Origin of the sequence: Streptomyces sp. NRRL F-5122, assembly GCF_001507435.1 — a bacterium.
In the GTDB taxonomy this organism is placed as follows: domain Bacteria; phylum Actinomycetota; class Actinomycetes; order Streptomycetales; family Streptomycetaceae; genus Streptomyces; species Streptomyces lannensis.
Genome location: NZ_LMWH01000278.1, coordinates 58,288 through 80,537 on the forward strand (window position 1 = coordinate 58,288; position 22,250 = coordinate 80,537).

Annotated in this window: 29 protein-coding genes; 19 read left to right on the top strand and 10 right to left on the bottom strand. The window is 68.7% G+C overall.

From position 1 onward, the window contains the following. Position 1: 1 nt before the first annotated feature. Positions 2-361, top strand: a complete 360-nt coding sequence (locus tag ADL25_RS38535; RefSeq protein WP_059132569.1) for a rhodanese-like domain-containing protein — start codon at positions 2-4, stop codon at positions 359-361. Continuing rightward, a complete protein-coding gene (locus ADL25_RS38540) occupies positions 358-1,125 on the top strand; it encodes a sulfite exporter TauE/SafE family protein (RefSeq protein WP_059132570.1) in 768 nt (255 codons plus the stop codon). The genes ADL25_RS38535 and ADL25_RS38540 overlap by 4 nt, the downstream gene beginning before the upstream one ends. A 10-nt stretch (positions 1,126-1,135) precedes the next feature. On the opposite strand, the gene ADL25_RS38545 is transcribed toward ADL25_RS38540, so the two are convergent. Next, positions 1,136-1,417 (bottom strand): metal-sensitive transcriptional regulator, encoded by a 282-nt coding sequence (locus ADL25_RS38545; RefSeq protein ID WP_059132571.1) that lies wholly within the window; start codon positions 1,415-1,417, stop codon positions 1,136-1,138. Between the two features lie 79 nt (positions 1,418-1,496). Here ADL25_RS38545 and ADL25_RS38550 point away from each other — a divergent pair, with 79 nt between their 5' ends. The 3 genes from ADL25_RS38550 to ADL25_RS38560 all read left to right on the top strand — a co-directional run bounded on the left by ADL25_RS38550 (position 1,497) and on the right by ADL25_RS38560 (position 3,973). Then, positions 1,497-2,063: a rhodanese-like domain-containing protein gene (locus ADL25_RS38550; protein WP_059132572.1), complete on the top strand. Its 567-nt coding sequence runs from the start codon at positions 1,497-1,499 to the stop codon at positions 2,061-2,063. Positions 2,064-2,579: 516 nt separating this feature from the next. Next, positions 2,580-3,269, top strand: a complete 690-nt coding sequence (locus ADL25_RS38555) for a DUF305 domain-containing protein (RefSeq protein WP_059132573.1) — start codon at positions 2,580-2,582, stop codon at positions 3,267-3,269. A gap of 212 nt (positions 3,270-3,481) precedes the next feature. Then, positions 3,482-3,973, top strand: a complete 492-nt coding sequence (locus tag ADL25_RS38560; RefSeq protein WP_059132574.1) for a GNAT family N-acetyltransferase — start codon at positions 3,482-3,484, stop codon at positions 3,971-3,973. A 501-nt stretch (positions 3,974-4,474) separates the two neighbouring features. Here the strand turns inward: ADL25_RS38560 and ADL25_RS38565 are convergent. The 5 genes from ADL25_RS38565 to ADL25_RS52450 form a co-directional block, all read right to left on the bottom strand. After that, positions 4,475-5,644, bottom strand: a complete 1,170-nt coding sequence (locus ADL25_RS38565; RefSeq protein WP_059132575.1) for an LLM class flavin-dependent oxidoreductase — start codon at positions 5,642-5,644, stop codon at positions 4,475-4,477. 26 nt (positions 5,645-5,670) lie between these two features. After that, positions 5,671-6,867, bottom strand: coding sequence for an SfnB family sulfur acquisition oxidoreductase (locus tag ADL25_RS38570; protein ID WP_059132576.1), 1,197 nt, complete (start codon positions 6,865-6,867; stop codon positions 5,671-5,673). Continuing rightward, positions 6,864-7,421, bottom strand: a complete 558-nt coding sequence (gene ssuE, locus ADL25_RS38575) for an NADPH-dependent FMN reductase (RefSeq protein WP_059132577.1) — start codon at positions 7,419-7,421, stop codon at positions 6,864-6,866. Before ssuE ends, ADL25_RS38570 begins: the two co-directional genes overlap by 4 nt. 30 nt (positions 7,422-7,451) lie before the next feature. Further along, positions 7,452-8,588 carry a dimethylsulfone monooxygenase SfnG gene (sfnG, locus tag ADL25_RS38580; protein ID WP_059132578.1) on the bottom strand — a complete coding sequence of 379 codons (1,137 nt, stop codon included), beginning with the start codon at positions 8,586-8,588 and terminating at the stop codon, positions 7,452-7,454. Between the two features lie 180 nt (positions 8,589-8,768). Next, on the bottom strand, positions 8,769-8,849 hold the full coding sequence (locus ADL25_RS52450; protein WP_365302402.1) for a putative leader peptide: 81 nt from the start codon (positions 8,847-8,849) through the stop codon (positions 8,769-8,771). A gap of 137 nt (positions 8,850-8,986) precedes the next feature. Here ADL25_RS52450 and ADL25_RS38585 point away from each other — a divergent pair, with 137 nt between their 5' ends. After that, complete coding sequence (locus ADL25_RS38585; RefSeq protein WP_059132579.1) at positions 8,987-9,895, top strand: LysR family transcriptional regulator; 909 nt, start codon at positions 8,987-8,989, stop codon at positions 9,893-9,895. A 627-nt stretch (positions 9,896-10,522) separates the two neighbouring features. Here ADL25_RS38585 and ADL25_RS38590 read toward each other — a convergent pair. The 3 genes from ADL25_RS38590 to ADL25_RS38600 all read right to left on the bottom strand — a co-directional run bounded on the left by ADL25_RS38590 (position 10,523) and on the right by ADL25_RS38600 (position 12,149). Further along, the gene (locus ADL25_RS38590; protein WP_059132580.1) at positions 10,523-10,906 is read right to left on the bottom strand and encodes a hypothetical protein; all 384 of its coding nucleotides are present in this window, start codon (positions 10,904-10,906) and stop codon (positions 10,523-10,525) included. Next, on the bottom strand, positions 10,906-11,358 hold the full coding sequence (locus ADL25_RS38595) for a hypothetical protein (protein ID WP_234381211.1): 453 nt from the start codon (positions 11,356-11,358) through the stop codon (positions 10,906-10,908). Before ADL25_RS38595 ends, ADL25_RS38590 begins: the two co-directional genes overlap by 1 nt. A 218-nt stretch (positions 11,359-11,576) precedes the next feature. Continuing rightward, positions 11,577-12,149, bottom strand: coding sequence for an RNA polymerase sigma factor (locus ADL25_RS38600; RefSeq protein ID WP_181923313.1), 573 nt, complete (start codon positions 12,147-12,149; stop codon positions 11,577-11,579). A 164-nt stretch (positions 12,150-12,313) separates the two neighbouring features. On the opposite strand from ADL25_RS38600, the gene ADL25_RS38605 reads away from it, so the two are divergent. The 12 genes from ADL25_RS38605 (at position 12,314) to ADL25_RS38655 (ending at position 19,573) form a co-directional block, all read left to right on the top strand. Then, positions 12,314-12,796, top strand: coding sequence for an Asp23/Gls24 family envelope stress response protein (locus ADL25_RS38605; RefSeq protein WP_059132582.1), 483 nt, complete (start codon positions 12,314-12,316; stop codon positions 12,794-12,796). 76 nt (positions 12,797-12,872) lie between these two features. Beyond that, entirely contained in the window at positions 12,873-13,040 is a 168-nt protein-coding gene (locus tag ADL25_RS50065) for a hypothetical protein (RefSeq protein ID WP_181922929.1), read from the top strand. Continuing rightward, a complete protein-coding gene (locus ADL25_RS38615) occupies positions 13,037-13,447 on the top strand; it encodes an Asp23/Gls24 family envelope stress response protein (protein ID WP_234381213.1) in 411 nt (136 codons plus the stop codon). Before ADL25_RS50065 ends, ADL25_RS38615 begins: the two co-directional genes overlap by 4 nt. A 119-nt stretch (positions 13,448-13,566) precedes the next feature. Beyond that, on the top strand, positions 13,567-14,208 hold the full coding sequence (locus tag ADL25_RS38620; protein ID WP_234381214.1) for a DUF6286 domain-containing protein: 642 nt from the start codon (positions 13,567-13,569) through the stop codon (positions 14,206-14,208). 28 nt (positions 14,209-14,236) lie between these two features. Then, entirely contained in the window at positions 14,237-14,845 is a 609-nt protein-coding gene (locus tag ADL25_RS38625; RefSeq protein WP_059132584.1) for a hypothetical protein, read from the top strand. A gap of 89 nt (positions 14,846-14,934) precedes the next feature. Continuing rightward, complete coding sequence (locus ADL25_RS50070; RefSeq protein ID WP_147317788.1) at positions 14,935-15,090, top strand: DUF6131 family protein; 156 nt, start codon at positions 14,935-14,937, stop codon at positions 15,088-15,090. A 211-nt stretch (positions 15,091-15,301) separates the two neighbouring features. Continuing rightward, positions 15,302-15,496, top strand: a complete 195-nt coding sequence (locus tag ADL25_RS38630; protein ID WP_059132585.1) for a CsbD family protein — start codon at positions 15,302-15,304, stop codon at positions 15,494-15,496. 835 nt (positions 15,497-16,331) lie between these two features. Then, entirely contained in the window at positions 16,332-16,748 is a 417-nt protein-coding gene (locus ADL25_RS38635) for a gas vesicle structural protein GvpA (RefSeq protein ID WP_059132586.1), read from the top strand. After that, positions 16,745-17,515, top strand: a complete 771-nt coding sequence (locus ADL25_RS38640; protein ID WP_059132587.1) for a GvpL/GvpF family gas vesicle protein — start codon at positions 16,745-16,747, stop codon at positions 17,513-17,515. The genes ADL25_RS38635 and ADL25_RS38640 overlap by 4 nt, the downstream gene beginning before the upstream one ends. 2 nt (positions 17,516-17,517) lie before the next feature. After that, the gene (locus ADL25_RS38645) at positions 17,518-17,784 is read left to right on the top strand and encodes a gas vesicle protein GvpG (protein WP_059132588.1); all 267 of its coding nucleotides are present in this window, start codon (positions 17,518-17,520) and stop codon (positions 17,782-17,784) included. After that, positions 17,781-18,422 (top strand): hypothetical protein, encoded by a 642-nt coding sequence (locus ADL25_RS38650; protein ID WP_059132589.1) that lies wholly within the window; start codon positions 17,781-17,783, stop codon positions 18,420-18,422. Before ADL25_RS38645 ends, ADL25_RS38650 begins: the two co-directional genes overlap by 4 nt. 2 nt (positions 18,423-18,424) lie before the next feature. Next, positions 18,425-19,573, top strand: coding sequence for an SRPBCC family protein (locus ADL25_RS38655; protein ID WP_059132590.1), 1,149 nt, complete (start codon positions 18,425-18,427; stop codon positions 19,571-19,573). Positions 19,574-19,954: 381 nt separating this feature from the next. Here ADL25_RS38655 and ADL25_RS38660 read toward each other — a convergent pair whose 3' ends face one another. After that, positions 19,955-21,112 carry a nuclear transport factor 2 family protein gene (locus ADL25_RS38660; RefSeq protein WP_059132591.1) on the bottom strand — a complete coding sequence of 386 codons (1,158 nt, stop codon included), beginning with the start codon at positions 21,110-21,112 and terminating at the stop codon, positions 19,955-19,957. A gap of 95 nt (positions 21,113-21,207) precedes the next feature. Here ADL25_RS38660 and ADL25_RS38665 point away from each other — a divergent pair, with 95 nt between their 5' ends. Beyond that, positions 21,208-22,203, top strand: coding sequence for a LysR family transcriptional regulator (locus tag ADL25_RS38665; protein ID WP_079050879.1), 996 nt, complete (start codon positions 21,208-21,210; stop codon positions 22,201-22,203). Positions 22,204-22,250: the final 47 nt, after the last annotated feature.

Genomic DNA, 22,250 nt, shown 5'->3' on the forward strand with positions numbered 1-22,250 from the left:
GATGTTCTCGCTACTTCGCCATGGCCCCGCCCGCCTCACCCCGCAACAGGCCCACCGGCAGACCATCGAAGGGCAGGCGGTCCTGCTCGATGTCCGCGAGTTGCCGAAGTGGCAGGCCGGGCACGCGCCCGGTGCGCTGCACCTGCCGCTGAGCAGCTTGAGAGCAGGGACGGCTCTTCCCGAGGCTGCACAAGGCAAGCCGGTCATCATCTGTCGCTCCGGAAACCGCTCCCGCACAGTCACCCGCATCCTCGCCGCTCGCGGTGTGGAGGCCAGTGACGTCGCCGGAGGCCTGACCGCCTGGGCCCGCGCGGGCCTGCCGGTCACTCTGGATCGCGGCACCAACGGTCCCATAGCGTGAGCGCGGTGATTCTGGCGTTGGCCGCGGGTGCCGTCGTCGGGCTTGCGCTCGGCGCGCTCGGAGGTGGAGGCAGCGTCCTCGCGGTGCCCGCGCTGATCTACCTGCTCGGCTTCACTCCCGCCGCTGCCACCACTGCGAGCCTGATCATCGTCACCGCCACCTCGCTCACCGCCCTGTATGCCCATGCCCGCACCGGCACCGTGCACTGGCGGGCCGGCGTCCTGTTCGCCGCGGCCGGGCTCCTGCCCGCCGCTGCGGCCGGCGCTGCCGCCGGTCGCCTGCCGCAGCCGGTCCTGACCGCCGCGTTCGCCGCCATCGCCGCTCTCGCTGCTGTGCGCATGCTGCGCCCCGGCCGGACGAGCACCGGCCAGACGGCGGTGCGACCGGTGAAGGCTGCGGGGGTGGGCGCGGGGCTGGGGGCGCTGACCGGACTGCTCGGGGTCGGCGGAGGCTTCCTCGCCGTGCCTGCCCTGGTCGCGGTGCTGACATTCGAGATACAGGCCGCCGTCGGCACCAGCCTGCTGGTCATCTCGGCGAACTCCCTGGCCTCGCTCGCCACCCGTGGCGCCACCGCATCCGGCGTCGACTGGGCGGTGATCGCGCCCTTCACCGGGGCCGCGATCCTTGGTGCCTGGGACGGCAAGCGCCTGGCCGCCAAAGTCACCGGCACCCTGTTGCAACGTGCCTTCGCCGTCCTGCTGATGGCCGTCGCCGCCTTCATGCTCATCGACGCCCTTGTCCGAGCCCAGGAGTTCGGCCGGTGACACCTGCTGCTCAGGCCAGCGACAGAAACAGCTTTTCCAGACGGGCGCGCATGTGCTCCCGGTCCTCCGGCGCGGCCATGTCCTCATCGGTCAGACAGCGCTGCAGACCAGTGGCGATGATCGCGAAACCCGCCTTGTCCAAGGCCCGCGAGGCGGCCGCAAGCTGCGTGACCACGTCCTCGCAGTCCCGCCCCTCCTCGATCATCTTGATCACACCGGCGATCTGGCCCTGTGCCCGGCGCAGCCGGTTGACCACCGTCTTCAGTTCATCGGCCGCCATCGCCAAATCCACAGCCCACACTCCTTCACGGAATACCCCCTTGGGTATCCTATCGGAGAGGTAACCCATGAAGAACAAAGGAAAATCCTCCGTGGCACACACCACTTCCCTCACCGCCGACCAGGCCCACGCCCGCCTCGCCGACCTGACCGTCATCGACGTACGCACTCCCGGTGAATACGCCTCCGGCCACCTGCCCGGCGCCCACAACGTCCCTCTGGACCGCCTGGACGTGGCCCTGCCCGCCCTGAAGATCGCCGCCGACCGCAGCGGCCTCCTCGTCGTGTGCGCCTCAGGTGCACGCTCAGCCCAGGCCCGGGAGCGCCTGGCCGAGCACGGCATCGCCGCCGCCGACTTGAGTGGCGGTACCACCGCCTGGATGCAGCTCGGCCACGACATCCACCGCCCCGCCGGCACCCGTACCGCCTGGGCGATGGAACGCCAGGTCCGCCTCGCCGCAGGCTCCCTCATCCTGGCCGGTCTGCTCACCGGACGACGCCTACCTGCTGCCCGCTGGCTGTCCGCGGGGGTGGCCGGCGGCCTGGTCTTCTCCGCCGTCACCGACACGTGCGGCATGGCAAAGGTCCTCGCCAAACTCCCCCATAACCAGCCCAAGCCGACCGACCTCGACGCCACCCTCGCCGCACTGGTCGGCTGACGCCGCGGGCGCCCAGGGCACGGCGCACGGTGCGGCCGCCGGGCTTTCGCGACGCCGACCGGGATGGCGGCATGAACGTCGTAGTGTCCAGGTGCAGTGCAAGTTCGAATGACGCAGCGGGGGTGAGCCCCACCGCGCGGGCCTTGCGCGCTGCACCGTCCCGGCAGCAGTCGGGAGACGAGCCGCCGTGGGCCGTGTCGCTTTCGGAGCCAGAACAGCAGTGACCGTCCGAACCGGAAGGTGGGGCAGCAGCACCACCCTGCTCGCCGCCGACAGCTGACCGGTGGCGGGTTGGGGGGAGGCCGTCTGGTCATCACCTTCCGCACCCATGTGCGCGGTGCAAGCCGTGAGTTCACTCGGACCCTAATTGACGTCGCCCGCCTGCATCGCTTTCCGAACTGGAGTTCCGTAGGCGTGCATCGGATCGAGCTGCCGACCTCCGGCAGCCATGAGAATGTGACGTCAAAGGCACTCGAGGGGCAAGGAAGACGCCTGTGAGGAAAAGGAGTGCCACTGATGCTGTCCCCCGCGCGCCGCGCGATGGCGGCCGTCCTGGCCCCCGCTGCTCTCGCCGCACCGCTGTCCCTGGCATCCCCCGCTCTCGCAGCCACCCATAGGTCTGTTCTCTCTGCCGGCGCGACCACACAAGCGGACCAAGACGAAACACTGCTGCTGCAGTCGGCACGGAAGTACGCCGTCGCACTGGGGAACCTTCCCGGACCAGCGCTGGAGCAGGCGTTCCTGGCCGGGATGATCCCCCACCACGCCGCTGCGGTCGCCATGGCCCGCCAGGAACTGGCCCGCGGCAGCCGGCCAGAGCTCAAGGCCATGGCCCAGAACATCATCAGCAGCCAGAACAAGGAGATCAGCCGGATGACCGGCTGGCTGCACACCTGGTACGCACTCACTCCCGAGTCGGCGAGGACGCGGGTCCCGCACACTGTCCAGCTATTGCGGACCCCGATAACCACCTGGATGGACATGACGACCGCCCAGCTGTCCACCGTGCCGCCGGGAGCCCGCTTCGATCAGGCGTTCATGCAGGCCATGATCCCCCACCACGAGACGGCCGCCATCGCTTCCACGGCCGTTCCGGGCCACGCGACACACGAAGCGCTCACCACCCTGGCCCAGCAGATCGTCGCTGCCCAGAACGCTCAGGTCGAGCAGATGCGCACCTGGTTGCACGACTGGTACCCAAGCTGACCCGGGTCTCGTCGTGCCGCCGGTGAATCGCCCCCCTCTCCCATCGTCCGCCTGACGCTTCACCGGCCCGACCGGCAGCCGTTGTCATGACGGTGGCACAGGAGTGTTGACGAGCCCACCGGGACGCACCGCACTCGCTCAGGCAACGTTCGCCCGTCTTGAGTAGTCCATGAGCCTTGCCGTCGGGTGGTCGGGCTGGAAGGCTCGGGCTCATGTCGATCTTGGTCAGGGATGCCGAGCGCCAGGACGTGCCGACGCTTGTCCGTCTGCGTCTCGCGAATGCCGAAAGGCATGTCGAACTCGATCCGACCATCTACCGCGTTCCCGACGTCGAGGTCGTACGCAGGCACTTCGACGAAGTACTTGCGGCCGATTCCAAGGTACTGATCCTGGTTGCCGAGCTGGCGGGCGATGTGGTGGGCATGGCGGAGGTGATCCTGTTGGCGGACCCCCCGGCCCACCAGATTCTTGCTGCCCGTCGCGCGGCCGAGATCCACACCGTTGTGCTGGACGGGCATCGCGGTGAGGGGATCGGGGCGGCCTTGGTGAGCTCGGCGGAGCACGCCGCCGCGGAGCGCGGAGTCACGATCATTTATGCCGGCATCTTCGCGCCCAACGAGGGAGCCGTCCGCTTCTACTCCTCTGCCGGCTTCGGACCGCGCGGAATCCTGCTGAGCAAGGAGCAAGGACCCCCGGCCGATTGATCCGTGCAAGCCGAAGAGAGGGAGCGACGCACATCAAACCCATGACCGGCGCCGACGACCCCTCACGATCCCCGCGCGGGCCCTCGCGGGGACGGAAGGGCGGCTGCCGGTCCTGCGGCAACCCGGACGGTTCAGGAATGGCGATGGTAGGCCTTGTTTGCTATCCGCCAGTCGTCCCCTGACCGCACCAGCCACCGGTGACGGAATAGGACACGGCGGCAGTGCAAAACGTACGGAGCACCAGGGCGCATACAGGACGATCGTCCTCCGCAGGGGCAAGGTTGATCAAGGTGCGCCATATCACCGGCCTCACCGGGCCGGAAAGGCTTCCTGGCCCGCCGGAGGGAGGATTCCGACCTACAGGGCGGGAGCCCCTCCGGCGGCCACCGCCGACCGAGCGGCATGGACGAGGTGACCCTTGGGGGCGCTGCCCGCCCAACAGGACCGGTGAGCTCGTGTACCTCCACGGAGCACGGACTGTCGCTCGGCCACCGTCCGTGATCATGTACGTGGACGGGCGCTCCCTCCGCCTGCGAAGGGAACCTGCGGCAGGGGCGCCGCCTGCTTGCCGACGGGGTGCTGCCACAACCCCTGGGCCTCCAGCCTCGGCAGGACGCCCTCGCCGAACCAGTACGCCTCTTCCAGATGCGGATAGCCGGAGAGGATGAACTCCTCGATACCGAGGGCCTGGTACTCCTTGATCCGCTCGGCGACCTCATCGTGGCTGCCGACCAGCGCGGTGCCGGCACCGCCCCGCACCAGACCGATGCCGGCCCACAGGTTGGGGTGGATCTCCAGGCGGTCGCGGCTCCCGCCGCGGTGCAGGGCCAGCATCCGCTGCTGGCCCTCGGACTCGCTGCGGGCCAGTCCCGCCTGAATGGCCTGGACGCTCTCCGGGTCGAAGCCGCCGAGGAGCCGATCGGCCTCGGCCCAGGCCTGCTCGGAGGTGTCGCGTGTGATGACGTGCAGCCGGATACCGAAGCGCAGGGTGCGCCCCCGCTTCGCCGCCAGCGCACGCACCCACGCGATCTTCTCGGCAACCTGGGCGGGCGGCTCGCCCCAGGTGAGGTAGACGTCGACGTGTTGGGCGGCGACCTCCCCGGCCACCGGCGAGGAACCTCCGAAGTACACCTCGGGCAGCGGGTCGGGCACCTGGGCGAGTTTCGCGTCCTCGACCTGAAGGTGCTCGCCGCGCAGGTCGACGGACTTGCCCTCCCACAGCCTCTTGACGATCTCCAGGAACTCACCGGTGCGGCGGTACCGCGCCTCTTTGTCGAGGAAGTCGCCGTACGCCCGCTGCTCATGGCTCTCGCCGCCGGTGACGACGTTGAGCAGAAGCCGTCCGCCGGTCTGACGCTGGAAGGTGGACGCCATCTGCGCGGCGAGCGTCGGAGAGACGAATCCGGGCCGGAGGGCGACCAGGAACTTCAGGCGCTCGGTGTGCTGGCTGACCATGGCCGTGGTCAGCCACGCGTCTTCGCACCAGGCCCCGGTGGGGGTGAGAGCGCCGACGAAGCCGAGGTCCTCTGCGGCGCGGGCGATCTGACTCAGGTAGGCGACCGTCGGAGGCCGGTCCCGCCCGGACTGTGTGGCCGCGGTGCCATGGCCGCCGCCGACGACGTGCCGGCTGTCCCCGTTGGTGGGTAGGAACCAGTGGAAGGTGAGGGACATAGGGGGTCTCCGATCGGGATCATCCGTCACAGCAGGCCGTGCCGGGGTGGCTTGGTGCCGTTCAGCACGTAGCGGCCGATGTGCTGAACTTTCCAGCGGGCCGGATCGTGCAGGGTGTGGGTGCGAGCGTCGCGCCAGTGGCGGTGCAGGCCCAAGGAGTCGAGTGCCGACCTGGTTCCGGAGACCTCGAAGAGCGCGCTTGCGACCCCCACGGCGGCCTCGGCCGCCGTCACCTTGGCTGCGGCCACTGCGATGGAGGCCTCCGCTGCCGAGTCCTCGGTCAGATCGTCGCGAGCGGCGTCCACGGCCCTGGCCGCTTCGGTCAGCAGTGCGTCGGTGGCCCGTACCTGGATCGCCAGTTCACCGAACCGCTGGATCAGGAGCGGATCCTGGGCGGCCGTGCCGTATCCCTCGGCGACGCTCTCGAACCAGGGGCGGCTCTTGGTGCGGACGAAGTCCACCGCTTCGGCCAGCGCTCCGGAGGCGATCCCGGCGTCGATGGCAGCGTGCAGCAACTGAGCAACCGCACCGTGAAGTTGGGGCCCCCGGAACGTGAGGTGGTGCGGCACGACCCGTTCGGCCGGTACGGGCACCGACTCCAGACGTACGGTTCCACTGGCCGTCGTGCGCTGCCCCATGCCGTCCCAGTCGTCGACCACGGTCAGGCCCGGTGCGTCGCGCGGCACGTACGCCACGTGCAGGTTGTCGTCGTCGGCGCGGGCGAGGACGGGAATCCAGTCGGCGAACAGGGCGCCGGTGGAGTAGTGCTTCACGCCGTCGAGGACGTATGCGCCGTCCGGGAGCCGTGTGAGCCGGGTACGGATGTCCTGCACGTGCTTGCCGCCCGCCTCGGACTGGGCGTTGCCGAGGCGTCTGCCCCGCAGCACCTCGCCGAAGAAGAACTCCTTCTGCTCGTACGTCCCTTGCCGGCGCAGGACGTTGACATACACGAAATGGCTCTGCGGGATCTGGGACAGGCTGGCGTCGGCGGCGGCAAGCAGCCGAAAGACCTTGGTGAGTGTCTCCGTGCTGACGTCCGCGCCACCGAACTCGGCAGGCACCGTCACGGCCAGCAGGCCGGAGGCGGAGAGCTGCTCCAGCTCCGTGTGCGGCAGCCGCCGACGCGCGTCCCGCTCGGCCGCGTCCTTGCGGAAGCGCGCGGACAGTTCGACGGCGACGGCGAGGGCCTCGGCATCGTCGGCGATCACGGTCGCGGCGCTCATCCGGTGGCCGCCAGAAGGGTCGGGCGGCCACCGAGGGCGAGTGAGAACTGGTCCGTGACCTGGAGCAAGGCCTCGGCCGACGCCGCGGCGACGGTCAGCGCGCCGTCGTCGCCGACCGTGATGTCCTTGTCGAGGGTGAACCAGCCCGGGGTGATGTGCGCGGGGCCCATGGCGCTCAGCACGGGGCGGAGGGCGTAGTCGATGGCCAGGACGTGGGCGGTGGTGCCACCGGTGGCCAGCGGGAGGATGGTCTTGCCCGCGAGTGCATACTGCGGGAGAAGGTCGAGCAGCGACTTCAGCAGTCCCGAGTACGAGGCCTTGTAAATGGGAGTGCCGATGAGCACACCCTCCGCCCGTTCGAACAGGGCGGTGGCCTCGACGATCGCGGGATGGCGGAAGTCGGCGTGCAGTAGCGCCTCGGCCGGGAGTGTGCGGACATCCAGGGGGATCACCTCGTGCCCCTGGGCCTTGAGCCGGTCGTCCAGATGGCGCAGCAGTCGTGCGGTGCGTGAGGTGGCGGAGGGGCTGCCGGAGACGGACAGGACGGTGGCCATGCCGGGACCTTCCAAAGCGTCGGGAACAGGTCAGGTCAGGGAGGTGGTGCTACTGAGGACAGAGGCGTCGGACTCGGCGGCCTCCAGTTCGCGCACGAGGGGCAGCACCCGTTTGCCGAAGTACTCGACCTCTTCCAGGTAGTGGAGGAAGCCGAGGAGGAAGAGGTCGACGCCAAGTCGCTTGTAGGCGACGATGCGTTCCGCGATCTGCTCGGGGGTGCCGATCAGGCCGGTGCGGAAGCCGTCGTTGTACTGGACGAGGTCCTCGAAGGAGGAGTCCTGCCACATGCCCTTGCCGTCGGCGGTAGACTGCCCGGCCTGCCGGACGGCGTCACGAAAGCCGTGGACGGCCGGTGCGTCGGCCTTGGCAACGATCTCGCGGAGAGTCTCGCGGGCCTCGGCCTCCGTGTCGCGGGCGATCAGAAAGCCGTTCAGGCCGAATTTCGGTGCCGCGCGAGCCGCCTGAGCGGCAGAGTCCCGGACGTCGTCGATCTGCCGGCTGACGCCGTCGAAGTCGGTGCCGTTACTGAAGTACCAGTCGGAGACCCGGCCTGCCATCCGGCGGGCGGCGGTGGAGTTGCCCCCCTGGAAGATCTCCGGGTGCGGGCGCTCGGGGGTGTTCAGGGGCTTGGGCTTGAGGGAGAAGTCGCGCAGCCGGTAGAAGTCCCCGGCGAGTTCGGCATGGTCCTCGGTCCAGATCGTGCGGAGCGCACGGATGAACTCCTCGGAGCGACGGTAGCGCTCGTCGTGCTCCAGCCAGGGTTCGCCGAGCGCGGTGAACTCGCCCTTGAACCAACCGCTGACGACATTGACAGCGAAACGGCCGTTGGACAGGTGGTCGGCGGTGGCGCCGAGTTTGGCGAGGACGCCCGGGTGCCACAGGCCGGGGTGGACGGCAGCGATGACCTTCAGGCTCTGAGTGGCGAGCAGCAGGGCGAGGCTGAAGCTGGTCGACTCGTGCTGGTACTCGGCTCCGTAGCTGGCCATGTAGCGGACTTGGCTGAGTGCGTAGTCGAAGCCGTTGTCCTCGGCGAGCACCGCCAGCTCGCGGTTGTAGTCGTAGCCCCAGTGGGTGCGCTGTTCGATGGTGCTGGTGACCAGACCGCCGCTGACGTTCGGTACCCAGTAGGCGAAGCGTGCAGGGGCTGTTCCGGATGGTACGGGCATGGAGATCTCCCGGCGAAGGTGCGCGCTGGCGTGCACGGTGACAGGGCGATAAGTGCGGTGACGGAATTCAGGCACGCGGGAATGACGTTTCCGGGCCGATCACGGCTACGGCGGAAACGCGCCTGAAACAGAATTCACGAAGGGCGATGGGCGCGAGTGCGAGGGTTTCCCTCGGAGCGCTCAGACTCGACAGCGACAGCAGGCGCTGGAGACACGTCCGAGATCGACGTGACGTCGCCGCGTGAGGTCCTGTCGCTTCATGCCACCGATACAACCAGCGGCGGGTCCGGCCGGTCAAGAATGCCCGGATGTGATTCCACATTCTGAGAGTCGGTATTCACGAGGTTGTGACAGGGAATCCCTTGAACGGGTCCCGCCGCGGTCGGCAGTCTCCTGTCGTGCGTATCGAACAGCTGGAGTACATCGCCGCCGTCACACGTCTCGGGTCACTGCGGCGCGCTGCCGAGGAACTGCATGTGTCCCAACCGGCGCTCAGCGAGACCGTAAGCAATCTGGAACGCGAACTCGGCGTGGATCTGTTGGAGCGCAAGCGGTCCGGAGCGAAGATCAGCGACGAGGGCAGGGAGCTCCTGCCGCACATCGTGAGCGTGCTGGACGCCGTCGACCGGCTCCGTGGCGCGGCCGGGGACCAGCACCGCATCAGCCGCATGGTCCGGCTCGGAACGGTCAATACGGCCACCGTCCCACTGGTCATCCCGACCGTGCGTGCGTTCCGGGCCTCGCATCCGGTGACTCAGGTCGAGATGATCGGCGCGCAGCAGGCCGACATCCACCGCGGGCTGCTGGAAGGCGCGTTCGACCTGGGGCTGGTGAACTACCTCCAGGGCGACGACCTGCCGCCCGGCTTGGAGACCACCGAACTCCTGCGCGGTCGGCCAGTGGTGTGTCTGCGCCCCGACAGTCCTCTCGCGGCGCTGGACACGGTCGACGCGGACAGCCTGCTGTCCGGCCCGCTGGTCGTGATGCGGTCCGGCTACGTCATGCACCGCTTCGTCCACCGTCTGCTCGGCGGCCGGACCCCCTCCTTCTCGTACTCCACCGACGGCGCGGAGATGGGCAAGCTGATGGTCGCGGAGGGTCTGGGGGCCACGGTGCTGCCGGACTTCAGTGTCGTCGGTGATCCGCTGGAGCGGCAGGGCGCGATCACCGTACGGCCTCTGGCGGGGAACGCAACCGAGGTGCTGCTGGTCCTGCAGCGCCGGAACTCCGGCTCCGTCCCACGGGCCGTCCGCGATCTTCATGAGCTCTTCGTGCGCAACGCCCGTGCGTACGAGACGAGTTCTTGAAGCGGTTCACTGTCCCTGCCCCGCGTCCACAAGGGGCTTCCGTCGTACCAACTGCTCACTGATGTGCACGGTGCACGGCACCAGATCGCTCTAGGCTAACTGGAGGCCGACGGCCCACTGCCGAACTGCTCCTCGAGGGAGTGAGCGCCTGTCGCGCCCGAGCGGTCACTCCAGGTGTCGCGTGGGTGGATCATCGGTGGATCACCTCTCCGAACAGGTTCGTGCCCGCGAGCGCTGGACGGTGGAGGAGTCGATGTCCTGGACCCGATCCTGACCCGTGTTCCTTGCCCGCTCTTCCAGAGGTGAACTGGCCGAGCCGGAGAGGGCGCTGCTCGACAGCCGGATCGAACAGACGACTTTCGGCGAACGGAGGACGGGCTCTTGGACCGCCCCGAGGAGACTGCCGCATACCGGCAGGTGGCCCCGCTCCCCGGTAGCCGTTGAAGGACGACGGGGGCGGCGACTCGACAAACGCCCCCCTCGCCCGCTCATGGCCGGACGCGGAGGCCATGGCCCCGCCGGGTGGATGGCATGCGTACGCAGTTCCCGGCCGCGGTTACGGCGCGCATCGGCGTCCGGCTCGCCACACACCGGTCACGTCCCGCACCTGACCGCCGCGTTTGCTGCTCACCCTGCGTGGTCCCGGACGACGATTCGGGTGACCGTGACCGTGACGGTGACGGTGACCGCTACCGGGGCGCCGTGGGCGGCAAGGTAGGAGAGAACGGCGGCCCGCACCTGGTCATGGACGTTCCGGGCAGCTTCCACCACCCTGTGGCCTTCGACGAGGATGCAGCGCACCTCGATATGCCATCCCGAGCCGTCGGGCATCTGGTCGGTGCGGACGCCCGCCTCCGGCGGGATACGTTGGGCTGTCGTCTCGGGCCGGGTGGGCGACGCGGCTGCCGCTAGGGAGCGGGCGAGGCGGGGTTGCAGGCCGGCCACGCCGGGCACCGCGAGGGCCGCCTCGGCTGCGACGCTGGGGGGAGGCGCCGTTCCGATGGCGGCCATCACGCACCACCACCCGTGGTGGGTCCGGAGCCTGCCGGCGCCGGGGGCGCGAACGGCTCCAGTACGTCGGCGACCGTGATGTCGACGGTGGTCACGGCCATTCCCAGGGCTTGTCCGGCGGCGTGGATGATCGATCGACGGACCTGAGTGACCGTCTCGGGCAGCGGGCGGTCGAGGGCGGCGGCCAGGGTCATGGTCACCTGTACGCCGGTTCCCTCACCCGCGGGTGCGAGCCTGCAGGTTGCCGCCCTCGTACCAGGCACCGTGTCGGCAGCCTGACGCATGACTTTCGCCGCGGCGCTCTCGGCGATCCGTAGGTCCAGGACCGTGTCGGCCAGGGGCAGCAGCCGTCCGAGCCGTACCTCGGCCCTGACGATGCTCATGACACGGTCGGCGAGTGCCCGCAAGCCGGGAGGGTCCTTGGCGCGCAGCGCCCGTGTGGCCACGTTCAACCTGGCCAATCCCTCGACGGCCTCGCGGCAATGGGGACATGACGTGGCGTGCGCATCTGCGGCTGGCATCCCGTCCTGTGCCTGCTCCCAAGCCTGGCTGAGCAGGCGGCCGCAGGGCAGTACCTGGTCACCTGCGAGCGGGACAGCATCACGGAAGGCCGGGTCATCGGGACGCCCGGGGTTTCGGGGCGGTTCGGAAGGCTGTGCGTTCGGATCGTCTAGCGCCATGGGGCCATCGCCTCCTTCAGCAACCGGCGTGCCCTGAACAGTCTGCCTCGCACCGTCGGCTCGCTGGCCCGCGTCACCTGAGCGATCTCCTTGTAGGGCAGCCCCTGCAGTTCCCGCAGGATCCAGCAGATACGCAGTCCGGTATCCATCTCACGGAGCGCGCAGGTCAGGGCGGCCACCTCTGCGTCCTCCTCTGCGGCTCGGGCGGGCGAACCCGCCTCGTCGCCCGTCGCGGGTTCGGCGACGGCGTCCAGGGGAAGGGGCGGCGACCGGCGGTGCCGCATGTTCAGGCAACGGTTGACGGTAATGCGGTACATCCAGGTTCGGAACTCCGCCGCTTGCCGGTATTCGGGCAATCGCCGCCAGGCACTGACGAAGGCGTCCTGTACGGCCTCCTCGGCGTCCTGAGGGCTACCGAGCATGTAATAGGCAAGGCCGAGCAGGGGACGGCTATGACGCCGGACGAGAACCGCGAAGGCGTCGTCGTCCCCCTCGGCTGCCCGCGCAGCCAGTAGTCCGTCCGGCAGGTCGCCTTCCGGCTGCGTCAAACCGGGTTGTTCCATCATGCCGCTCCTGTGTGACGGCCCAGGAAGAGCGGGTACCCGAGAATGGCAATGTGATGTGCGTCACATTGAAAAATGTGTGAGGAACGGGCCTCCCGGGGTGTCCAACCTTGCGACGGGCACTACAGGGTGCCCGGACCGACCGACCGATCGAGGCGAGCGCCATGACCGACAACAGCACCAGCATCGGCTTGGGCAGCCGGCCTGATGCGGGAGTGAGCCCACTGAAGGGCCATACCGGGGCCGAGGCTCCGGCGGAGACCCGAGGGAAGACCACCATCGCAGACGGCGTGGTCGCCAAGATCGCGGGCATGGCCGCCCGCGAGGTACCGGGCATCCACAACCTCGGGGCCGGCATGGCTCGCGCCATCGGCGCGATGCGCGAACGCGTCCCTGGCCCAGGCGGCAGTGTCGCCCAAGGAGTGAAAGTCGAGGTCGGGGAGCGGCAGGCCGCCGTGGACCTGGATGTCGTCGTCGAGTACGGCGTCTCCATCGTCGACGTCGCCCATGACGTGCGCACCAACGTGATCAGCGCCGTGGAGCGGATGACCGGATTGGAGGTCGTCGAGGTGAACATAACTGTCGACGATGTCCACCTGCCCGACGAGGAAGAAGAGTCCGAACCGGATGAGGGCCGCGTGAGGTGACCCGCCGTGATCCGCCGGGCGCCCCGGCGGCAGCGGTAAATCACGTGATGGAGCTCGCGAAATGGGTGAGTGCGAGATGAACACAGCGACGACGGGCCTCGCAGCAGGCATGGCGCTCGGCTTCGCAGGCTACTTCGGCGGATTCTGGGCGTTCCTGCTGGTTCTTGTGCTGGGCGCGGTTGGATTGACCGCCGGCCTCGCTCTGCAGGGCGACCTCGACCTGCGCTCACGGAGGCGGCGGTGATTGCCCGACGCGGCGCTGCATCCACCGACAGCGGGCCGCCAACGGCACGGGCCACCAACCTGCCACCCCCGGCCGAGCGCGGCGCCACCGTCATACCCGACAAGGTGGTGGCCCGGATCGCCGCCCAGGCCGCACGCACGGCTCAAGCCCGTAGGGCTGCCGTACCACCCGACCGGGGCAGATCGTCAGTCCCCAGCGCCTCTGCAGCCTCCCACACCGGATCGGTGCGCCTGCATCTGACCCTGGACATGCCCTATCCGGCCGACATCCCCCACCTCTGTGAGCGGATACAGCACGACACATCCGAGCGGGTGGCTCAGCTCACCGGCCTGCACGTGGGAGAAGTCACCGTGACCGTGCGGCGATTGGTGACAGCCTCCGGCGTGAGCCGCGGACGGGTCCAGTGAATCCGCTCCCTGCACGCATTGCCCAGTACGCCGCACACACCTACTGAGAGGGGACCGGAATGACACCCGACCCGGGCCCTCCCGCGCCAAGCCCCGCACCGTCGCCGCACCGAAACAGGGTGTCGCCGGCGAGGGAGCCGATCGCGCCCGCTCCGCCCGAACACGAGGCGCTCGCGCCGGACACGGCAGCGGGCGACCGCGGCGGGCGGCACACCACCCGCCGCCCGTGGTCGGCGCGCCGCCTTCCCGCCATGCTGGTAGCCGCGGCGATAGTTGTCGCTACGGGCGCGGCTCTGGTCGATGTCGTGGCCGTACGGGCGGGACGCCAGGCAGCAGGGTGGCGAAAGCACCTGACCGAGGCGCTGGCTACCCGTCCCGTGGACGATGTGTGGATGCTCGCCGGAGCCGCCGTGGCCGCCGCCGTCGGCGTCTGGCTGATTGCCTTGGCACTCAGCCCGGGCCTGCGCCATCTGCTCCCCCTGCGATCGCCTGCCGACGGGGCCGCACCCCACCTGCGGGCATCATTGGACCGCGACGGTGCCGCCGCGTTGCTGCGCGACGCCGCCATGCGGGTCCCCGGCGTCAGCACGGCCCGCATCCGGGTGCGTCGGCACCGCATCAAAGCCCGAGCCGATGTTCGTTTCCGCGATCCGCAGCAGGTCAAGGCCGACCTGACCGCCGTCCTCAACGAGGAACGCGAGCACCTCGCCCTCTGTCGTCCTCCCCGCATCGTCGTGCGCGTGCGGCAGCGGACCTCTTGACCGACAACCACCACCCGGAGATCCCGCCATGACACCGCGCCCCGTATTCAACCGGATCCTGCTGGCCCTCACCGGACTGGTCCTGCTCGGCGGCGGCCTTCTGATCATCAGCGCCGGGATCGACCTCTACAGGAGCCACAACCTGGCACCGCCGGCCGGCTGGCCCCTCACCACCCCGGGCGACGTCCTGCTCAGCTCGTCCGACCGGGCGCGCTGGAGCAGCCAGGGCTGGTGGTGGTGGCCCGCAGTCATCGCCGCCCTCGTCGTCATCGCCGCGCTCGCCCTGTGGTGGCTGCTGGCCCAACTGCCCCGGCGTCACCCCGGCGGGATCCCGGTCGGCGGCAGCCCCCCGCAGGAAGGCATCGAACTGAGCGCCCGGGCGCTCAGCGACGCGATCGGCGCCGAAGCCGGCGCTCTACCCGGCGTTCAGCGGGCGAATGTCCGCATCACAGGCCGACTCTCCCACCCTCACGCCCACATCACACTCACCCTCACCCCTCAGGGGACGCCTGACACCGCCCTCAAAAACCTCTGCGAAGGCCCGCTGCGGACCGCCCACCAGTCCACCGGCTCGCCCCTCATGCCCACCGAAGCCCGCCTGCGCGTCGCGCATCACAAATCCCGCCGCGCAGAATAAATCCAAGGAAAGTAATCGAGCTGGACATGGCTCTTCCGGAGCTTCCGCAGTTCACACTGGAATAGCCACCACTTCCCGGAGGAGGCATCATGATTATTCTGGGAGTCATACTGCTGGTCGTCGGCCTCGTCACCGGCATAGCCATTCTGTGGACCATCGGGATCATCCTGGCAGTCATCGGAGTGATCTTGTGGGTCCTCGGGGCGATAGGACACGCGGTCGCAGGACGACGCCACTACTGGTGAGGTGACCAGCCGGGTCGCTTGGGCTCGGCACCCTGCACCGTCGTGTCACTACACCGCTCTTTCCGCTGATGACGCGATCAAGAGGGTTCGCCACAGTCTGCATTGCGCGGACCCCTAAGCCACCCCTAAGCCGGGTTACCGACAGCTGCCTTCTCGCTGAATATGAGAGACACTGAGGACGACCAGATTCTACGAATAAGGCGAACCTGAGATGAATACAAACAAGAGAATTAAGGCCAAGGCGGAGCAGGCCCGGGGAAGGGTCAAGGAGGGCACCGGGCGTGCCATCGGCAATGAGGAGATGACAGCGAAGGGCCATGCCGAGAAATCCAAGGGGGACCTGCGCGAAGCCAAGGAGAAGGCAAAAGGTGGCGCACGCAAGGTGAAGGACGCCTTCAAGCCGTAGCCCAAGGCGGCCGCCGCCATCAACCTCCACGATCAGCTACAGCCTTCTTTCTCCACCTCTTCTCCCCCACCGGCTGCCGGTGCGATGCCGGGTTCTGCGCCCCCGCCGAGCAGCGGCCCGCTGCAGGCATCGACGAGGAGTGGATGGCGGCCGCACCCCGGCCGCCTGTGGAGGGTGTCGTGGCACCGTAATGCGATGGGAGCCCCGTTGGGCGACGACTGCGGTCAGGTATGGTCGCCGGTCGAACTATTGGGGGGATCTGTTGGACCGACTGAACCCACCGTCGGTCGGTTACGTCCAGCTCAGGGTTGCGCGCCCTTCCCCCCGTAGGCAGGCGGGGCGCCCCGTTGCCACGCTCTGCCACCGAGGGTTGTCGTGCAGTACGCCTCGCGTGACCAGTCGGGCGCGGTACCGCACTCCAATCCATTTCCGTAGCCCGAAGACAGGGTTCGCATGTTTGTACGGGAGACGCTGGGCACTCGCGTTGCTAGGAGATATCCGGCACGCCACGTGAAAAGTTCGCGAATTCGCCCAGCAATCGAAGGAAGGCGGCGAAGGACCGACTGAGCCCGACAGGGCGTTGCGCTTTGGCCCCGGACATTCACCAAGCTCACCGGCCCCACCCGGGTCCGTGTCGCTCCCCGAGCACACGGAGGACGGGTGAGTACCGGCGAGATCCTGGAGCACGCAGGTCCGACACACATAGCCTGCTCGCCGGGTATGAGGTGAAGTCACCGCGGATGGCGAACTCGCCCGCTTGGCCGACACGAACGCGGCAGGGCCGACGCTCATCGGCAGCAGACCGATGACCCACACACGACAAGGAGCCGTCGGCATGACCGTTGTCCCGACACAACAGACCGGTGGGGGCGGCGGCTCCAGCGGTTTGTACGACGTCCTGGAGCTGGTCCTCGACCGAGGACTCGTCATCGACGCGTTCGTGCGTGTCTCCCTCGTCGGCATCGAAATTCTGAAGATCGACATACGGGTCGTCGTCGCAAGCGTCGACACCTATCTGCGCTTCGCTGAAGCGTGCAACCGGCTCGATCTGGAAGCCGGACCGCGCAGGACCCCCGGGCTTCCCGACCTCGTCGGCGAGATCACCGAGTCGGGCGTGCGAGGCAAGTCGAAGGGCGCCCTGACCGGAGCCGCGCAGACCATCTCCGACGCCTCAAAACGTGACGCGGGCCAAGGCCAGAGGCGGCCGCCCAAGGCCGCGCCCGGCCGCATGAAGAGAGAGGAGGAGGAGTGAGCACGTACGTTTACGGCATCGCCGCCGCCTCTCACCCCGCGCTCCCCAAGGACGTGGCCGGGGTCGGGGATCCGCCACGCCCCGTAAGGATCCTCAAGGAAGGCGAACTCGCGGCGATCGTCAGCGACACCCCCGGGGGACTGCGGCCCAAGCGCAGGGACCTTCTCGCCCACCAGAACGTGCTCAGCGAGGCAGGCGCGGGTGGCCCCGTGCTGCCCATGCGATTCGACAGCATTGCCCTGGACGACGATGCCGTCGTCCAGGTGCTCCACGAGCGCACCGAGCACTACCTGGAGCGACTGACGGCCCTGGAAGGCAGGGTCGAGTACAACGTCAAGGCAAGCCATGACCAAGAGGCGGTGCTGCAGCGGGTGGTGATGGAGAATCCGGAGCTGCGCGCCTTGGTCGAGGCCGGTCGAAAGGCCGACGGTGGTGATTACCAGGACCGGCTGCGGCTCGGCGAGATGGTCGCCGCCGCCGTGCAGAGCCGCGAGGAGGAGGACGCCGCGGAGCTCCAGAGCGTGCTCGAACCGGCTGCCGAGGCCGTCAGCACCGGCCCCGAATCCACCGGCTGGCTGGCCAACCTTTCCTTCCTGGTGCCCCAGGACTCGGCCGAGGAGTTCCTGGCCGCCGTGGAAAGGGTCCCCAGAAAGCACCCGCACCTCAACGTGCGGGTCAACGGGCCGCTGCCGCCGTACAGCTTCGTCGAGCCCGGCCCTGCCGGGCCCGCGGCGAGTACGACGAACACGGCCACGGACGAGGAGTGACCATGGGAGGACTGCTCAGCGAGGCGCTGCTGCTGCCGTTCGCACCGGCGCGCGGCAGCCTCTGGGTGATCAGGCAGGTGATCGCCGAGGCCGAGCGAATCTACTACGACCCGGCAGCCGTCCGGGCCGAACTCGCTCTCCTCGAGCGCCGGCTAGAGGAGGGCGAGATCACAGAGGCGGAGTTCGACCTCGAAGAGGACGCACTGCTCGACCGACTGGAGATCGGTATGGGGCATACACCGGGAACGGCCGACGGGACGACACGATGAATCGAGTGGCATTGGGCCTCGCCATAGGGGCCGGATACATCCTCGGACGGACCAAGCACACCAAGCTCGCCCTCGCACTGGGCACCCTGGTGGCCGGAAAGCGCATGCCGCCGAACCCCAAGGCACTCGCGGAACTGGTCAACCAGCAGCTGCGGAACAATCCTCAGTTCAAGGAGATCGGCGACCAGCTGCGCCAGAACCTGCAGGGTGTAGGCAAGGCCGCTTCCGGCGCGCTGGTCGAGCGGCAGATCGAAGGTCTCGCCGAGCGGCTGCACGGCCGAACCGACCACGCGCGCGAGCAACTCTCCGGCGTTGCACCGGAGACCTCCGACCTGCCCGGCCGGCAAGACGAAGAGGATTCGGAAGTCGAGGAGGACAAGGAGGGCGCCGAGTCGGCAGAGGTCGAGGGCAGTGAGGAGGCTTCCGAGGAGGAGGCCCCGCCGCGCGAGGCGGCGAAGAAGACTCCGACCAAGGCGCGGCCCGCCGAGCAGCCCACGGGCACGAAGGCTGCAGCCAAGAAGACCCCGAAAGCCAGCAGGAAGGCCCCTGAGAAGAAGGCTCCCGCGAGGAAGGCCGCCGCATCGAGGGGCGGCACTCGGCGCGCCACCAGCGGGTCGGCCGGTGAAAGGAGGCGGTGACGATGGCAGACACCGTCGGTTCCGCGAACGGCAGAGCGCAGGGCGGACTGTCCCAGCTCGCCCAGAGCGAAGCGGTCGACCACCTCAAGAAGGAGCTCCAGAGCTATCTGATGGCTCAGGCCGAGCGGATGCTCGCCGGCGCGGGTCGCAAGCTCGGCGAGACCACCGGAAAGCTCAACGACATCGCCGAGGGCAACAGTCCCGGCTTCGGCAAGATGGCACTGGAGGGCGGCCGCAAACTCGCGGAGGGCAAGGGCCCGTTGCGTGCCATTCTGGAGACGGGAGCCGGCCAGGCCAAGGACAAGATCGGCGAAGCCTTCAAGGGCCTCATCGGCGGCAAGGGTAAGCGCAAGGGCCGTGGGGGCAACAAACCCACCGTCATCATCGAGTCCATCGACGTCGGCGTGCCGCTACGCACCGCCTACGACCAGTGGACCCAGTACCAGGACTTCAGCACCTTCGCCAAGGGTGTCAAGAGTGCGAGCCGCGCCGACGACACCCACTCCGACTGGCAGTTGAAGGTGTGGTGGTCCAACCGCAGCTGGAAGGCCCAGACCACCGAGCAGGTGCCCGACGACCGCATTTCCTGGACGTCCGAGGGCGCCAAGGGCACGACCAAGGGCGTTGTCTCCTTCCACTCGCTCGCCGAGAACCTCACGCGGATCGAGCTGGTCATCGAGTACTACCCCAGCGGGTTCTTCGAGAAGACCGGCAACATCTGGCGTGCTCAGGGCCGCCGGGCTCGCCTCGACCTCAAGAACTTCGTGCGATTCATCACCCTGAAGGGCGAGGCCGAGGACAGCTGGCGCGGCGAGATCCGCGACGGCGAGGTCGTCCGCACCCACGAGGATGCGATCGCCGAGGAGGAAGAAGGCGCCGAAAGCGAAGAAGAGGAACCCGAGGGCGAGGCCGAGGAAGAAGAGGGACCCGAGGGCGAGGCCGAGGAAGAGCCGGAGGGCGAGTACGAAGAAGAGGAACCCGAGGACGAGGAGGAGGAAGAACCGGAGGGCGAGTACGAAGAAGAGGAACCCGAGGACGAGGTCGAGGACGAGGACGAAGACGAGGACAACGGCGAAGAGGAAGAAGACCAGTACGAAGAAGAGGCCGACGAGCGCGACGCCAGGCGGGCCCCCGCCCAGAGTCGACACTGACGCCCCCCGATCGCCACAGGCGCCCGACTGCGGTACCAAGCGAGGCCTTCATGCGGCACGCTCGAAGAGCGTTTCCGAGCGCCACTGCAATGGGCGTGACGCAACGATCCACAGCGAACAGGCACCCTGCATCGGCACTACGACAATGAACGCGGTGCACTTCGAGTCAGGTATCGGGCGCGAGCGGCCGCAGGGCGTCGATCCATATGACCACTCCTGATGGAGGGTCCACCTTGCCACACGTCGGGCAATCGGGCGGCGTAAGAAGCCCCTGAGTTCACGACGACCGGACGCACCCCGGCCGCCGTCCCGGCGGCCATCACAGCGCCCCGCGTCAATGCGGGAGCCGTGTGGCGCACACAGGACACGCAAAGCGTCCGCTCAGGAGTGGCGGTGGTATGCCTTGTTGGCGATGCGCCAGTTTCCACCGACCTTCACGAGCAAAAAGACGTCCGTGAACATGTCCGCGCCGTGCCGGAGCGTCATGGTCGCGGTCGCCACGGTGCCATGCGCTTGGACGGAGTCGATGCGGCGGGCGCGGGCCGGTTCGTCCGGGGCCGGATGGCCGGGGAAAAGCGCACAGTAGTCGTCCAGACTCCACGAGGTGAAGGCACCGTCGCGGATTCCCTCGATGTGGGCGCTGGGCAGGAACGCTTCGCGGAACGGGCCGGGAGAGCCTGTCGCGTGTCCCCTGATGTATGCGCGCAGCGGCTCCAGCACGGCGTCCCCGACAGCCGAAACCGTGGCGGCAAGGGCGATGTCGGCCTCCGGATCCTCGGCGTCCTCGGCAAGAGCGGCCGCTCCCTGCAGGGGAACGTTCGATGCCGCGGCCAACAAGCCCATGTCCTTGGCCAGCGCGCCGATCGTGAACTCAGCCGTGGTCACGCTCGACCGGACGCCGAGGAGCGGCCGTTTGCGGGCGACGAGCCCCCCGAGTTGGCCGAGTTCAAGGACGTCCAGCACCTGGGCGCGGGGCAGTCCAAGGGCGTCGGCTTGCTGCAGAGCATCGCGCAGCGCAAGAACGCTGCCTGCGAGCGCGCAGTTGGCGATCAGCTTCAGCGCGGCGGCCGTCGCGGCATCGTCCATGCGTCGTACGGTGCCCAGCGCTTCGAGCACCGGCCGGGCACGGTCGTACGCGCTGTGGTCGGCGGCGACGAGAAACTGCAGGGCGCCCGCGAAGACGGTGGACACGGAGCCGAGAACCGGTGCGTGGACATACGACGAGCCGAGTTGCCGGGCGAGGCTCGACGCTTCGGCCGGTGCAATGGTGCTGGTGTTGAGCACGATCGCGCCCGTTCGCAGTGAGTCGCGGACGTCGTCGAGGACCTGCCGGCAAGCCGGGCCGTCGAACAGCGCAAGAAGCACGATGTCGGCCTTCGCAACGGCCTCGTGCGGATCGGCGGCCGTCTTGACGGTGCCTGATGTGCGCCCGGATCGTGTCCAGCCGACGACGTCCCAGTTCAGGGCAGTCAGTCGTTCGGCGATCGCGCCACCCATGCGCCCCAGGCCGACGACGGCGATCGTGTGCGGTGTGGTCATGCCCGCCAGAGTGGTGCACCTCGGTGGATGCGACAAGCGCAGATTTCGCATGCCTGCCCTGCGGAACCCGCATACCTGACAGGCATACTGGCGCCATGGAACTGACCGTGTGGCGGACCTTCGTGACCGTGTGCCGACTCGGTTCGCTGTCTGCGGCGGCCACCGAGCTCCATCACACGCAGTCGGCCGTCTCCCGGCAGATCGCCGGGCTGGAGCGGCAACTCGGCGTACCGCTGATGGAGCGCCATGCGCGCGGTGTGCGCCCGACGCCGGCCGGCCAGGTTTTCCGGCGCCACGCCTTGGCCACGCTCAGGGAGGCGGACCGCGCCGTTCGCGCCGTACAGGACGCACGGGACGGGGCGTTCGACCGCCCCCTGGCCGTCGGCGCGACACCCTCTCTTGCCGCGGGAGTCGTACCCGAAGCCATCCGGGGCTTGCTGAGGCAGGCCGGACACGTCCGGTGGAGCCTTCTGCCCGGGCTGAGCGCGCAGCTGCACAGCCGCGTCATCGCCGGTGATCTGGACGTCGCCGTCGTCACGGACGCACCGCCAGGGCTGCCCAACGACCCGCAGGTGGAACGCCGTTTGCTCACGGTGGACGAGATGATGGTCGTCCTGCCGGTCGACCATCCGCAGGTGGGCCGCGGCCCGGTGCACATCCGGGCCCTGACCGACGAGGTCTGGGCCGAGGACAACGACGGTTCGGCGGCGTTGCTGCGCCGGCACGCGACTCGCGCCGGAGTCAGCGCCCGCATCGACCTCGCGGCGGCCGACCTGCACGGCAAACTGGCCTTGGTGGCGACCGGTCACGCCATCGCGCTGATACCCGGAGTGCTCAGGTACGCGCTGCGGGCCGATGTGACGGCGGTGCCGCTCGTCGATCCCCCTACGCGCGGCATTCACACCCTCACACCACGGCACGACGCCCACCCCTCCACGGAAGCCCTGCTCGATCAGCTCGCGGCGGCCTGCGCCACGGCCCGGTCCACCGATGCCGAGTACGGGCCGGACGCGACCCGTTCCCGGCGTCCTGCGCCAACACGGCACGGCGGTATGACGGGCTCGGACGACGAGGACCGTCCGCACGACTGAGTCGTCGGCGAAATGCGGTCATGGCTCAACAGGTCGGCACCGACCCC